General features: G+C 54.4%; 9 protein-coding genes and 1 pseudogene. 5 read left to right on the top strand and 5 right to left on the bottom strand.

The window, feature by feature from the left end:
• Nucleotides 1-6: 6 nt before the first annotated feature.
• Complete coding sequence (gene xseA, locus PGR29_RS07325) at nucleotides 7-1,380, bottom strand: exodeoxyribonuclease VII large subunit (protein WP_316424315.1); 1,374 nt, start codon at nucleotides 1,378-1,380, stop codon at nucleotides 7-9.
• Nucleotides 1,381-1,538: 158 nt separating this feature from the next.
• On the opposite strand from xseA, the gene guaB reads away from it, so the two are divergent.
• The 3 genes and pseudogenes from guaB to PGR29_RS07310 form a co-directional block, all read left to right on the top strand.
• Complete coding sequence (gene guaB, locus PGR29_RS07320; protein ID WP_015370334.1) at nucleotides 1,539-3,005, top strand: IMP dehydrogenase; 1,467 nt, start codon at nucleotides 1,539-1,541, stop codon at nucleotides 3,003-3,005.
• A 69-nt stretch (nucleotides 3,006-3,074) separates the two neighbouring features.
• Nucleotides 3,075-4,652, top strand: a complete 1,578-nt coding sequence (guaA, locus tag PGR29_RS07315; RefSeq protein WP_015703162.1) for a glutamine-hydrolyzing GMP synthase — start codon at nucleotides 3,075-3,077, stop codon at nucleotides 4,650-4,652.
• Between the two features lie 203 nt (nucleotides 4,653-4,855).
• Nucleotides 4,856-5,089: pseudogene (locus PGR29_RS07310) on the top strand (type II toxin-antitoxin system RelE/ParE family toxin); the annotation flags it as partial.
• A gap of 34 nt (nucleotides 5,090-5,123) precedes the next feature.
• On the opposite strand, the gene PGR29_RS07305 reads toward PGR29_RS07310, so the two are convergent.
• Nucleotides 5,124-6,332, bottom strand: coding sequence for an MFS transporter (locus tag PGR29_RS07305; RefSeq protein ID WP_316424314.1), 1,209 nt, complete (start codon nucleotides 6,330-6,332; stop codon nucleotides 5,124-5,126).
• A 98-nt stretch (nucleotides 6,333-6,430) separates the two neighbouring features.
• On the opposite strand from PGR29_RS07305, the gene PGR29_RS07300 reads away from it, so the two are divergent.
• Nucleotides 6,431-7,324, top strand: coding sequence for a LysR family transcriptional regulator (locus tag PGR29_RS07300; protein WP_316424313.1), 894 nt, complete (start codon nucleotides 6,431-6,433; stop codon nucleotides 7,322-7,324).
• Between the two features lie 3 nt (nucleotides 7,325-7,327).
• Here the strand turns inward: PGR29_RS07300 and PGR29_RS07295 are convergent, their stop codons facing one another.
• On the bottom strand, nucleotides 7,328-7,519 hold the full coding sequence (locus PGR29_RS07295; RefSeq protein WP_015370389.1) for a YfgG family protein: 192 nt from the start codon (nucleotides 7,517-7,519) through the stop codon (nucleotides 7,328-7,330).
• 370 nt (nucleotides 7,520-7,889) lie between these two features.
• Between PGR29_RS07295 and PGR29_RS07290 the strand changes: the two genes are divergently transcribed.
• Nucleotides 7,890-10,121 carry an EAL domain-containing protein gene (locus PGR29_RS07290; protein ID WP_316424312.1) on the top strand — a complete coding sequence of 744 codons (2,232 nt, stop codon included), beginning with the start codon at nucleotides 7,890-7,892 and terminating at the stop codon, nucleotides 10,119-10,121.
• Nucleotides 10,122-10,169: 48 nt separating this feature from the next.
• On the opposite strand, the gene ppx is transcribed toward PGR29_RS07290, so the two are convergent.
• Together ppx and ppk1 are read right to left on the bottom strand one after the other, a co-directional pair.
• Entirely contained in the window at nucleotides 10,170-11,696 is a 1,527-nt protein-coding gene (ppx, locus tag PGR29_RS07285) for an exopolyphosphatase (protein WP_087858415.1), read from the bottom strand.
• 3 nt (nucleotides 11,697-11,699) lie between these two features.
• Entirely contained in the window at nucleotides 11,700-13,760 is a 2,061-nt protein-coding gene (gene ppk1, locus PGR29_RS07280) for a polyphosphate kinase 1 (protein WP_047043447.1), read from the bottom strand.
• Between the last annotated feature and the right edge of the window lie 112 nt (nucleotides 13,761-13,872).

Below are 13,872 nucleotides of genomic sequence, written 5' to 3'. Positions count from 1 at the left end.
GGATAATCAGACTTTTTTGCGGGCGCGCGTTTTTTTCACTGGAGTGATGGTTGTCACTTCGCTCTCGACCCAACCATCTTCCAGCCGGGTAGTCACGACATCGCCAGCCTGCACCTGTTTGATTTTTTTCAGCACTTTGCCGTCACCGGCTGAGGTGACGCTATAGCCGCGAGCCAGCGTCGCCAGCGGACTGACGGCTTCCAGATGCGTCACGGTATTGCCGAAACGCTCGCGCTGCTCGCTCAGTCGGGCGCGAATATTTTCCGCCAGACGATACTCCAGTTGCTGAATACGCGACTGCGCGCGATGGATGCGCGGCTGCGGGTTTTGCTGATTCAACCGCTGCGCGGCGCGCTGCTGACGCTGGTCGGCACGTTTGAGCTGGCTTTCCAGCGCAAAGCGCATCCGCTGTCGCAGGCGTTCCAGCTCGGTTTGCTGACGCGCTAAGCGCAGCTGAGGATGTTGCTGCTGTAAGCGGTGAAACAACTGCGTAAAGCGGCGCTGGCGGTTGGCGAGGAAATAATCCATCGCCATCTCCAGGCTCTGCTGGCCTGACTGTAGCTGACGCAGAAGCTCCTGCTGATTGCGGCTGACGATCTCTGCCGCCGCAGAGGGCGTCGGCGCCCGTAGGTCGGCGACGAAATCGGCGATGGTGACGTCGGTTTCATGGCCGACGGCGCTCACTACCGGAATGCGGCTGGCGAATATTGCCCGCGCCACCCGTTCGTCGTTAAAGCTCCATAAATCTTCCAGCGAACCGCCGCCGCGCCCGACGATCAGTACATCGCATTCCTGCCGCTGGTTGGCTACTGCTATCGCGCGCACGATTTGCCCCGGCGCATCATCGCCTTGCACCGCCGTCGGGTAGATAATCACCGGCAGCGAGGGATCGCGGCGTTTCAAAACATGTAAAATATCATGCAGCGCGGCGCCGGTTTTGGAGGTGATGACGCCGACGCAGTGCGCGGGAGAGGGGAGCGCCTGCTTGTGGCTTTGATCGAATAAGCCTTCCGCCGTCAGGAGCGCCTTGAGCTGCTCATATTTCTGCTGCAGCAGGCCTTCACCGGCGGGTTGCATGCTTTCGACGATGATCTGGTAGTCGCCGCGCGGCTCGTAAAGGGTAATGTTGGCGCGAACCAGCACCTGCTGGCCATGCTGCGGGCGAAACGTGACGCGGCGGTTGCTGTTGCGAAACATCGCGCAGCGCACTTGTGCGTTATCGTCTTTTAAGGTGAAGTACCAGTGGCCGGAAGAGGGCTGGCTGAAGTTAGAGATTTCGCCGCTTATCCAGACCTGGCCCATTTCGCGTTCCAGCAGTAAGCGAACCGTCTGATTCAGGCGGCTGACCGTAAATATTGCAGGGGATTGAGATGGCAACATGTGAGCAAGATCAAATTCTAAATCAGCAGGTTATTCAGTCGATAGTAACGCGCTGAGAGGGGATCGCAAGTATTATTTGCAAAAAAGGGTGGATGCAATCGGTTACGCTCTGTATAATGCCACGGCAATATTTATCCACCCTGGTCGAGATATTGCCCATGCTACGTATCGCTAAAGAAGCCCTGACGTTTGACGACGTCCTCCTTGTTCCCGCTCATTCTACCGTTCTGCCGAATACCGCCGATCTCAGCACGCAGCTGACGAAAACTATTCGTCTGAATATTCCTATGCTCTCCGCGGCGATGGATACCGTAACTGAAGCGCGCCTGGCGATTGCCCTGGCCCAGGAAGGCGGCATCGGCTTTATTCATAAAAACATGTCCATCGAGCGTCAGGCTGAAGAAGTCCGTCGCGTGAAGAAACATGAATCCGGCGTGGTAAGCGATCCACAGACCGTTCTGCCGACTACCACCCTGCGCGAAGTGAAAGAGCTGACCGAACGTAACGGTTTCGCCGGTTATCCTGTAGTGACCGAAGACAACGAACTGGTCGGCATTATCACCGGCCGCGACGTGCGTTTTGTTACCGACCTGAATCAGCCGGTCAGCGTTTATATGACGCCGAAAGAGCGCCTGGTCACCGTGCGTGAAGGCGAAAGCCGTGAAGTGGTCTTTGCTAAAATGCACGAAAAACGCGTAGAAAAAGCGCTGGTAGTGGATGATAGCTTCCATCTGCGCGGCATGATCACCGTAAAAGATTTCCAGAAAGCGGAACGTAAACCGAATGCGTGTAAAGACGAGCACGGTCGTCTGCGCGTTGGCGCGGCCGTTGGCGCTGGCGCCGGTAACGAAGAGCGCGTTGACGCGCTGGTTGCCGCAGGCGTTGACGTTCTGCTGATCGACTCCTCTCACGGTCATTCCGAAGGCGTTCTGCAGCGTATTCGCGAAACGCGCGCTAAATATCCTGACCTGCAAATCATCGGCGGCAACGTGGCGACCGGCGCGGGCGCTCGTGCCCTGGCGGAAGCTGGCGTCAGCGCGGTGAAAGTGGGTATCGGCCCTGGCTCCATCTGTACTACCCGTATCGTTACCGGCGTAGGCGTTCCGCAGATCACCGCCGTTTCCGACGCGGTTGAAGCGCTGGAAGGCACCGGTATTCCGGTTATCGCCGATGGCGGTATCCGCTTCTCCGGCGATATCGCAAAAGCGATTGCTGCAGGCGCCGCCGCGGTGATGGTTGGCTCCATGCTGGCCGGTACCGAAGAATCCCCGGGTGAAATCGAGCTCTATCAGGGTCGTTCTTACAAATCCTACCGCGGTATGGGTTCCCTGGGCGCGATGTCCAAAGGTTCCTCCGACCGTTACTTCCAGAGCGATAACGCCGCTGACAAACTGGTGCCGGAAGGTATCGAAGGCCGCGTTGCCTATAAAGGCCGCCTGAAAGAGATCATTCACCAGCAGATGGGCGGCCTGCGCTCCTGTATGGGTCTGACCGGTTGTGGTACTATTGACGCACTGCGTACCAAAGCAGAGTTCGTGCGCATCAGCGGCGCGGGCATCCAGGAGAGCCACGTTCACGACGTGACGATCACCAAGGAATCCCCGAACTACCGCATGGGCTCCTGATTTTCATCGCCCGGCTACGCGCCGGGCGATTTTTATTCAATCATCGCTACTTCTCTGGAATTAACGTCAATGACGGATAACATTCATAAACATCGCATTCTTATCCTGGACTTCGGTTCTCAGTACACCCAGCTGGTTGCGCGTCGCGTACGTGAATTAGGGGTCTATTGCGAGCTCTGGGCTTGGGACGTGACCGAAGCTCAAATCCGCGAGTTCAACCCGAACGGCATTATTCTTTCCGGCGGCCCGGAAAGCACCACCGAAGACAACAGCCCGCGCGCGCCGCAGTACGTCTTCGAAGCCGGTGTACCGGTATTCGGCGTATGCTACGGCATGCAGACCATGGCCATGCAGTTGGGCGGCCACGTTGAAGCTTCCAACGAGCGCGAGTTCGGTTACGCGCAGGTGGAAGTGCAGACCGACAGCGCGCTGATCAAGGGCATCGAAGATGCGCTGAGCGCTGACGGTAAGCCGCTGCTGGACGTGTGGATGAGCCATGGTGATAAAGTCACCGCTATCCCTTCCGACTTTGTGACCGTCGCCAGCACTGAAAGCTGCCCGTTCGCCATCATGGCTAATGAAGAAAAACGCTTCTACGGCGTACAGTTCCACCCGGAAGTCACCCACACCCGTCAGGGGCTGCGTATGCTGGAGCGCTTCGTGCGCGATATCTGCCAGTGTGAAGCGCTGTGGACGCCGGCGAAGATCATCGACGACGCGGTTGAGCGTATTCGTCAGCAGGTGGGTGAAGATAAAGTCATCCTCGGCCTGTCCGGCGGCGTTGACTCTTCCGTTACCGCGATGCTGCTGCACCGCGCCATCGGCAAAAACCTGACCTGCGTATTCGTGGATAACGGCCTGCTGCGCCTGAACGAAGCCGAGCAGGTTATGGATATGTTCGGCGACCGTTTCGGCCTGAACATCGTGCACGTTGCGGCGGAAGACCGCTTCCTGACCGCGCTGAAGGGCGAAAATGATCCGGAAGCGAAGCGTAAAATCATTGGCCGCGTCTTCGTTGAAGTGTTCGACGAAGAAGCGCTGAAGCTGGAAGACGTGAAATGGCTGGCGCAGGGCACTATCTACCCTGACGTGATCGAATCCGCCGCTTCCGCGACCGGTAAAGCGCACGTCATCAAGTCTCACCACAACGTGGGCGGGCTGCCGAAAGAGATGAAGATGGGCCTCGTTGAACCGCTGAAAGAGCTGTTCAAAGACGAAGTGCGTAAGATTGGTCTGGAGCTGGGCCTGCCGTACGACATGCTGTTCCGTCACCCGTTCCCGGGGCCGGGCCTTGGCGTTCGCGTACTCGGCGAAGTGAAGAAAGAGTACTGCGACCTGCTGCGTCGCGCGGACGCTATCTTCATTGAAGAACTGCGTAAAGCCGACCTGTATGACAAAGTGAGCCAGGCATTTACCGTGTTCCTGCCGGTTCGCTCCGTCGGCGTGATGGGCGATGGCCGTAAATACGACTGGGTCGTCTCCCTGCGTGCGGTAGAAACCATCGACTTTATGACCGCGCACTGGGCGCACCTGCCGTATGATTTCCTTGGCCGCGTCTCCAACCGCATCATCAACGAAGTTAACGGTATTTCCCGCGTGGTGTACGACATCAGCGGTAAGCCGCCAGCGACTATTGAGTGGGAATGATTTCGCGTCTGGCAACAGCCTGCACGTAAAAGCAGTCAAGTACCTCTAAGCCCGCGTAAATGCGGGCTTTTTTGTTTTTGTATCTGGCACTTTCTGGCAGCTTTTAGCCACGGGAAGCACTGTTTTTTCAATGGAATTTTTGATGGTACTCTCTGATTTAGAATTCAGGTTTGAAAAAGTACCATGTGATAAATTTCGGTTGGGTTATCGCAGATATTCTTACACAGTTTGAGAGCACCGTAGGCCAGTTCCCCTTGGGCTGCCAGATTTGCCCCGAATTGCTGAAAATTGGCTGCGCCAAATACCGGGAGTTTAATCACGCTGAAGGCTACCGGGTTTTGTATTCCGTAGACGGTACGTTAGTGACCGCGCATGCGATCCTGGCACATCGTCAGGACGTCCAGCAGCTGCTGTTTAAGCGTCTGATCGTGGCCTGATAGTCCTAAATGTGTGTGTTTTACAGAGGCTTTTTCATACCCTCTCTTCACTTTGTCTCTGACTTATACGTACAACCTGCCGCCGCTGCAGCCAGCCGATTCTCAGCGCCAGCCCCAGTACGACCAGCGATAAGAGACCCGAAATAGCAAGGCTCCTTTCTATCCCCAGATGTTGATTTAGCCAGGCATAGGCAAATGGCGAGACGGCGGCCAGCAGTTGCGCTGGGATCAGCAGCCGTCCGGTACGCCGCGCGTAATCTTCCGCTGCGAATAGCTGCAACGGTAATGTTGCCTTAAATACCGTTGTCAGGCCGTTAATTGCCCCGTAGGCGAAAACAAAACCGCCAACGGTCCAGCTTAGCGAGGTGGCGTTGAGGCCCAGTAAAAAGCAGAGCGGCAATAGCGCTGTGGTCAACAGCGTTAGCCGGAGTGGGGTGAGTCGCGCTCCTGAAATCACCTCAAGAAAGCGGGCGCCGGTCTGTCCGATGCCCCATAGTACGCCTATTGTTACCGGCAGACCGTAGCTGGCGATAAACTCAGGCAGATGGGTGGATGTGCCGTTAGAAATAAAGGTGACCAAAGCGATAAGCGAGGCGTACAGCAGGCCTGTGCGCTGGTCGCGGCGGGAAAGCGGCACTTTCTCCTGATGAGCGCTCCGGTCGGGCAAGCGTTGATTAGGCATCCGCCACAGCAGTAGTGCGCTAAACAGGCCAAACAGGCTGTAGATTACCAGCGCTCCACGCCATCCCATTAGCGCGAGCAGCGCGGTGCCCAGCGGCCAGAATATCGCTGAGGCCAGTCCTCCAGCCAGGGTCACCCGTGAAATAGTCATTCTCGCGCGTTGACCATACAGGTTAACCAGCGCGGCGAACAGCGCATCGTATAGCGCCAGCCGCATACCGACACCGGCCAGTAGCCATGCGACGTACCAGAAGATCAGGCTGTCTGCCTGCGACATAGCCAGGCAGCTTGCCGCGATGGTTAATGAACCGATGAACACCACCCGCTGACCGCCAAACCAGGCCAACAGGCGGGCGATAAAAGGCGAGATCGCCGCCATCATCAGCATGGCGAAGGTCAAACCGAGATAGATCTCCGTTCCGCCCCAGCCAGTATCACTAGCAATAGCGCCGGCAAAGGTACCGGGCATATAAAAAACGATCCCCCAGTTGATGAGCTGGTTGCCGCCGGCTGCGAGAGTAAGGGAAAGAGGCGCGGTGGCAGGCAAGGTTGACGTTTTCATTGAATTCCAAAGCGTTATGCAGTTGTCGGCAGCATATCGCGCGCGCTATTGTGCAGGCAGTCCCTGGGGCTTATAGCCTGCATAAGAGAAACTTTGTGATGACGATGCTGAATTTGGTAAATCTGACGACCTTTCGGCTGGTGGCGCAGCGCGGCAGTTTTTCCGCCGCCGCTGATGTACTGGGAATATCGCAGCCGGCGGTAAGCCTGCAGGTTCGCCAGCTTGAGCAGTTCCTGAAGACGCGGTTGGTTGAGCGTACCGGCCGAGGGATCAAAGCCACTGCCGCCGGATTGGCGCTACTGGCCCATAGTGAAATTATTGAGCAGGCGGTGAATACGGCGGTGCAGTCGGTGGCTGAGTTTAACCATGAAGTGCACGGCACGATGAGCTTCGGTACCGGGGCGACGGCCTGTATTCATTTGCTGCCGCCGCTATTGCGCCATCTACGCGAGAAGCATCCGCTGTTAACGGTTGGCGTCACGACCGGTAATACGCTTGACATTGTACGTGCGGTGGAAGAAAGCCGGCTTGATCTGGGATTGGTGACCTTACCTGCCAGCGGCCGCAGCCTGGCGGTAACGCCAGTGCTGGAGGAAGAGTTTGTATTTATTACTGCCAACGATGATGAACCGCTAGTGGGGCAAGTGACGCCTTCACTGCTACAGGCACTTTCGCTAATAGCATTTGAAGCCGGCAGCGGGACCCGTGGGCTAATCGATGGCTGGTTTCGCGCTGCCGGGGTAAACTCGGCGCCGGTGATGCAACTCGGTAGCATTGAGGCTATCAAGCGTATGGTGCGTGCCGGTCTGGGATACAGTATCGTACCGAAGATGGCGGTGGCGGATGAAGATGACCGCACCGGAATACGTATACAGTCGCTATCGCCGCGGCTCTATCGCCAACTGGGCGTGGTGATGCGTCAGGATAAAGTTATCAACAAAGGGATAGCGGAGATGCTGCGTCTGCTGCAACAACTAAAAATTTTGCCGTAGGCGTTATTCCTGGGCTGGAGTCGTTGGCGTCGCCGGAGCGTCAATGGTGATGGTCGATTGCTGCGACTCTTGTTTGTCCTGATGATGGTACCAGGCACCGATAGAGGAGTAGACAAAGCGTCCAAAGAAGAAGAGAAAACTGATAAGTAGTACGATACGGGTCATGCGACGGTTAAATCGATGTCGTTTACGCATACTGGGTGCCTGACTCACAAAAGGTTCCTTGAAGTATACCCGAAGACGGGCGATGGGGGTATTAAGTCATAGTATAGCGGTGGGGTCAATTGTCGGCGGTGTAAAAATCGTAGTGCTAAAACATTACTTAATGTTATATAAGATGAACATCGTATTTACACAGATTTTGGTTGTTGAACGAGGTCGCAAAAAAATAAGTTTTATTAATATTAGCTAAATAGTTTATTGATTTGCGTCAATTGCTTGATTCCATTGCTCACTAAAATCGTCCATCTGTTCCGCATCGTTATTACTTTCGCGGTTAGCCTGGTCGGGTTGGATGCCTGTCTGAATATACTCCGCAGGAGTTGGGGTAATCTGTCGAGCATCTATGAGTATTATTAAACTATACAAACGATATCAGGATAAATGGTGGGCGCTACCGCTCATCCTGCCTACGCTGCTGTTGCCGCTGGCGCGCGCCGCGAATACATTTGCAAATCTTAACGGTCATACCGTCTTCCTGTATTACCTTCCACTGGCGCTAGTATTAAGCCTGATGCTTTTTTTTGGCTGGGCGGCGCTGCCGGGCATCGTTATCGGTTTGCTGCTGACCATTACGCGCGGCATGACCTTTGAGCAAGCCATCGGTGTGTTATTTCATTTTTTGATCCCCGCGGTGCTGTGCTGGGGCGGGTATCGTATTTTCGTTCCGCGCCGTCAGCAGATTTCACACGGCAATGTTGCCCTGATGCCGCATCGGTTGTTCTGGCAAATGCTGCTGCCTTCGGTGATTTTTCTCATTATTTCTCAACTTGCTGAGTATCTTGGCCTGCATCCGCGTGCGGCGGAACTGGTTGGGACGACGCCATTTAGTTTACGATCGTTAATCACTTTTCAGGCGCTGATGGTCGGTTGTCTGACCGGCGTGCCGCTGTGCTATTTTTTGCTTCGCGTTATTCGTAATCCGCTACACTTACGCGGCTTTATATCCCAGGTACGTTTACAAATTGACCAAAAAATAAAACCGCTGGAAATTATTGTCTGGGCAATAGTATTGTTAATAATACTGGCTTTATTATTCATGCCGTTAAATGCCAACAGCACGATATTTAGCACAAATTATACACTTTCATTACTTATGCCGGTCATGCTATGGGGAGCGATGCGTTTCGGTTATCGTTTTATTTCCCTGGTGTGGCCGCCGATATTAATTCTGGTTATCCATTTTCATTACAGCTATCTGCCATTTTCCCCGATCTACAATAACCAGCTGGCGATTACCTCCTCCAGCTACCTGGTTTTCTCCTTTATTATCGCTTATATGGCGATGCTGGCGACGCAGCAGCGGATGATCCACCGTCGGGTTCGTAGGATGGCCTTTCTCGACCCGGTCGTTCATATGCCAAATTTACGGGCCCTGAGCCGAGCGCTAAACCACTCGACCTGGTCGGTACTGTGCTTTTTACGCATGCCGGAGCTGGAGTTGCTTGGTCGGCACTATGGCGTGATGCTACGCATTCAGTATAAGCAGCAGCTGTCGGAATACTTAAGTCACATGCTGCAGCCGAATGAAATGGTCTATCACCTTTCGGGCCATGATCTGGTGGTACGCCTGAATAGCGACGATCATCAAAAACGCATCGTGATGCTGGATGAGCGGATTAAGCAGTTCCGTTTCATCTGGGATGGTATTCCGCTGCAGCCGCCCGTCGGGATCAGCTATTGCAACGTGCGCTCTCCGGTCAAACATCTGTATTTACTGCTCGGCGAACTGAATAATATTGCCGATATGTCGTTAACCAGCGGCCACCCGGAAAACGTGCAGCGCCGCGGCGCCGTTCACGTCCAGCAGGGATTAAAAGAACGCGTGTCTATGATGAACCAGATCCTGCAGGCGCTGGAGCAGAATCGCTTTCGGCTGATGGCGCAGCCCATTATCGGCATGCGTGGCGATAGCTATCATGAAGTCCTGTTGCGTATGGTGGGCGAGCAGGGCGAACTGGTTGCGCCGGATAATTTTTTGCCCGCGGCGCACGAATTTGGCCTGGCTTCTCGCATCGACAGCTGGGTTATCGACAATACGCTGGCTTTTATGAACGATAATCGACATACGCTGCCAGGCATGCGTCTGGCCATCAATCTGTCGCCAGTCTCGGTCAGCCGCAGCCGGTTCCCGGACGAAGTCGAGGAAATGTTGCATCATTATAATATCGAGCCGTGGCAGCTTATTTTTGAACTGACGGAAAATCACTCGCTCAGTAATCCGGAGCAGGCGCAACAAACGCTCGCGCGGTTGCAGGAGTTGGGATGCCGGGTGGCGATTGATGATTTCGGGACCGGCTATGCCAGCTATGCGCGGCTGAAAACGCTCAACGTCGACATGCTGAAAATTGATGGGAGCTTTATCCGTAATCTGGTGACCAGTAGCCTGGATTATCAGGTTGTGGCGTCGATTTGCCGGTTGGCGCAAATCAAAAATATGCAGGTAGTGGCGGAGTATGTGGAATCGCCGGAGATCCGCCAGGCGGCGATTTCTCTGGGGATTGATTATATGCAGGGCTATGACATTGGTATGCCGGTTCCGATAGAACAGTTGGCCTGTGCGGCTGAAGTCGCATAAAAAACGGCCGGGCGTATGACCCGGCCGTTTTAGTCAAAGATGTCAGCTTTACGCTTCTTCTTCAGTAATTTTCAGCAGCCATTCCGGCACGCCTTCCCAATACTGTTGCTCTTTTTCCAGATCCAGCAGTACCAACGCGTTCTGGCTAAACCAGTCGTGCGGGAAAATTAAGGTCCAGTGGTTGGCTTCCGTCTTCAATGTCAGTTTTGGCGGCGTCGTCGTCGCCTGACGCTGATTGTTCAGTAACACGCCCAGACGCAGTAGTTGGATAAGCGGCAGGAACTGTTTTTTCTTGAACAAGGTAAAACGCGGCAAATCATCCAGCTTGATAGCCTTGCGATGATAGCGCACCAGCGTGGCCATCAGCATCTGCTGCTCCTGATTAAAGCCCGGCAAGTCGCTATTTTGCAGGATATAGGCGGAGTGGCGATGCATACCGCTGTGGTTAATGTTCAGCCCCACTTCATGTAGCATTACCGCCCACTTCAGCAGGGCAGACAGATGCGGATTCGCCAGTTTCGGGTTTTGTTCCTGCCACTGTTCCAGCATCTGAGTGGTGGTCTCCAGTACCCGGCGGGCCTGTTCGCGATCGATATTGTACTGGTTCGCCAGGCTTTGGGCCGTTCGGCTGCGAATATCCTGGTGGCGGAAGCGGCCTTCCATCTCGTACAACACGCCTTCGCGCAGGGCGCCGTCGGACAGGCGCAGCTCTTTGATCGCCAGCGCGTCGAATACCCCGCACAAAATCGCCAGGCCCGGAGCGAATACCGCTTTGCGGTCTTCCGACAATCCCGGCAGGCTTAATGAATCGAAGTTTTTATTCTTCAGCAGCTCACTAACCAGCATTTCCAGGCGATCAGGCGTAATAAATCCGTCTTTTTCCCCCATGGCGATCAGCACTTCATGCGCGGCTTTGATGGAGCCAGAGGCGCCCAGCGCCACGTTCCATCCCTGAATACGGAACTGCCATGCCAGCGTTTCCAGCTTCTGCACCGCCGCCAGGCGCGCGCGCTGGAAGTTTTCTTTATTGATAACGCCGCCGGGGAAATAGGCCTGGGAGAAGCTTACGCAGCCCATACGTCGGCTTTCCACCAGGCGGGGTTCGAAATCTTCGCCGATCACGAGCTCAGTCGAGCCGCCGCCGATGTCGATAACCAGCTTACGACCGCGCTCCGGTTGCGTATGCTCAACGCCCATAAAAATCAGACGCGCTTCTTCGTTACCGGAGATTATCTCGATGGGATAAGGAATAACTTTTTCCGCTCGTTTGAGAAAGTCCGCCGCGTTGGCCGCCTGGCGCAGGGTATGCGTCCCGACGATACAAACGCTGGAAGGGGAGAACCCTTGCAGACGTTCAGCAAACAGCGACAGGCAGTTCAGTCCGCGAGTAATCGCTTCTTCGCTCAACACCGAGTTTTCATCCAGGCCATCGGCCAGGTGGACGCGTTGCTTCAGGCGACCGATGATCTGCATTGCCCCGTCGACGACACGGGCGATCACCATATGAAAACTGTTCGAACCAAGGTCGACCGCAGCGAACTCCTGCGGCCGAGGGGTTTTTTCGTTTATTGGCATAGGTTAATCGGGTTGTTCGAGTGATTTGAGATAATCGTAAATCGCCATCTGTGCGCGTACTTTGCGACGATTGCCGCGCGGCACGTAGCGATTACTCAGTTCTTTATCAAGATAGCGCGCTTTTACGGTATCGTTGAACAGGATATCGAGAATATCCAGTACGCGTTGCTTCAGACGCGGGTCCAGCAGCGGTACGGCGACTTCGATACGATAGTCGATATTGCGCGTCATCCAGTCGGCGGAGGATAACCACACCTGTTTATCACCGCCGTTTTCAAAACAATAGACCCTGTCGTGCTCAAGGAAACGGTCAACGATACTAATCACGCGAATATTTTCGCTTATTCCCTCAAGACCGGGGATCAGCGAGCACATGCCGCGGATAAGCAGGTTCACCGGCACGCCGGTGCTGGAGGCGGCGTAGAGTCTGTCCACCAGCCCTTTATCGACCAGGTTATTTAATTTAAGCGTAATTCCGGACGGTTGCCCATTCTGCGCATTGGCGATTTCGCGGTCGATCATTTCATACAGCAGACGACGCGAGTTCTGCGGCGACACCAGCAGGTAGTCGAAGCTAACTGGCCGGTAAGGGTTTTCGATAAAGTTAAATACGCGACGAACTTCATTGGTGATGCGCGCGTCGGCGGTGAGAAGTGAATAGTCGGTGTAGATACGAGCGGTTTTCTCGTTGAAGTTGCCGGTGCCGATATGCGCATAACGCACTACCTCATCGCCTTCTTTACGCGAAATGAGGAATAGCTTGGCGTGGATCTTCAGCCCCGGCGCCGAGAAGATAACGTGTACGCCGGCTTCTGTCAGACGTTTGGCCCAGTGAATATTGGCCTCTTCGTCGAAGCGAGCCTGCAGTTCAACCACCACGGTCACTTTTTTACCGTTGTGGGCGGCGTGGATCATCGAATCGATAATCCGTGAATCCTTAGCGACGCGGTAGATATTGATTTTGATCGCCAGCACGCTTGGGTCGAACGACGCCTGACGCAGCAGTTCAAGCACATGCTCGAAGGTATGGTATGGGTAGTAGAGCAGTACGTCGCGTTCGCGGATAGCGTCAAAGCCGTTGCGGAATTTATCGAACCACAGATGGCGCAGGCGCGGCATCGGTTTGTTGACCAGATTGGCCTTGCCAACATTCGGGAAACCGATAAAGTCTTTAAAGTTGTGATAACGCCCGCCCGGCAGCATTGAATCGTAGTTGGAGATGGAGAGCTTATCGCGCAGCATTTCAACCATCGCGTCCGGCATATCGCGCTGGTAGACAAAACGTACCGGCTCGGCGGTTAAGCGCTGCTTCAGGCTGGAGGACATCAGCTCCATCAGGCTCGATTCCATTTCGTGTACCAGATCGTACTCGGCATCGCGGGTCATTTTCATCGAGTATGCATTCAGGGCATCGTAGTCAAAGAAGCCCTTAAAGATATCATCCAGGCAGTAACGCAGAATGTTATCCAGCAGAATCATTGGCTTGCGGCGTCGCGGCGTTTCCGGCGGCAGGTTCACAAAGCGCGGCACCTTATCAGATGGAATCTCCAGCAGCGCATAATTAATGGTGTCGCCGCGGATAATCTCCACCGCCAGATAGGTGTAATCATCTTTCAGGAATTGAACCAGGTCCGTCTCGCGGTTGATCAGAATCGGCGAAATATGCTGGCGAAGATACTGTTTGAAGTAGTTGCGCAGCCAGGACTGCTGGTTAACGGACAGCTGGCGTTCGTTAATCAGGAAGATCTGATTACGCGCCATTTCCAGCAGCAGTTCATTGTAAAGACCATCAAATTCCTGATCGGCCTTTAGCACGCGGGCCTGGATTTTGCCTAACAGATGACGTGAATGGGCGGTACTACCTTGTTCTTCACTGATAAGAATGCGTCGCTTAAGTTCGGCGAAGCGCACTTTGTAAAACTCATCAAGGTTGTTGGAGTAAATTCCTAAGAAGCGCATGCGCTCGATAAGCGGGTTGCTCTTGTCCGCCGCTTCCTGAAGTACGCGCTCGTTAAAGGACAACCAGCTGAGTTCTTTTTCGATGTATAGCTTTTCCTGGCCCATTACAACTCACACTCCGGATCATTGACGTCGCTTTTTCATTATGGCGAGCTTTGCCATTGAATGTCCAACTATGTCAAAGCAATATGACAGTTTTCTTTCAATCAGATGTCAG

It is taken from the genome of Klebsiella sp. 141203 (assembly GCF_032601985.1).
Taxonomy (GTDB): Bacteria; Pseudomonadota; Gammaproteobacteria; order Enterobacterales; family Enterobacteriaceae; genus Klebsiella; species Klebsiella aerogenes.
This window is presented reverse-complemented; position numbering and strand designations above follow the sequence as displayed.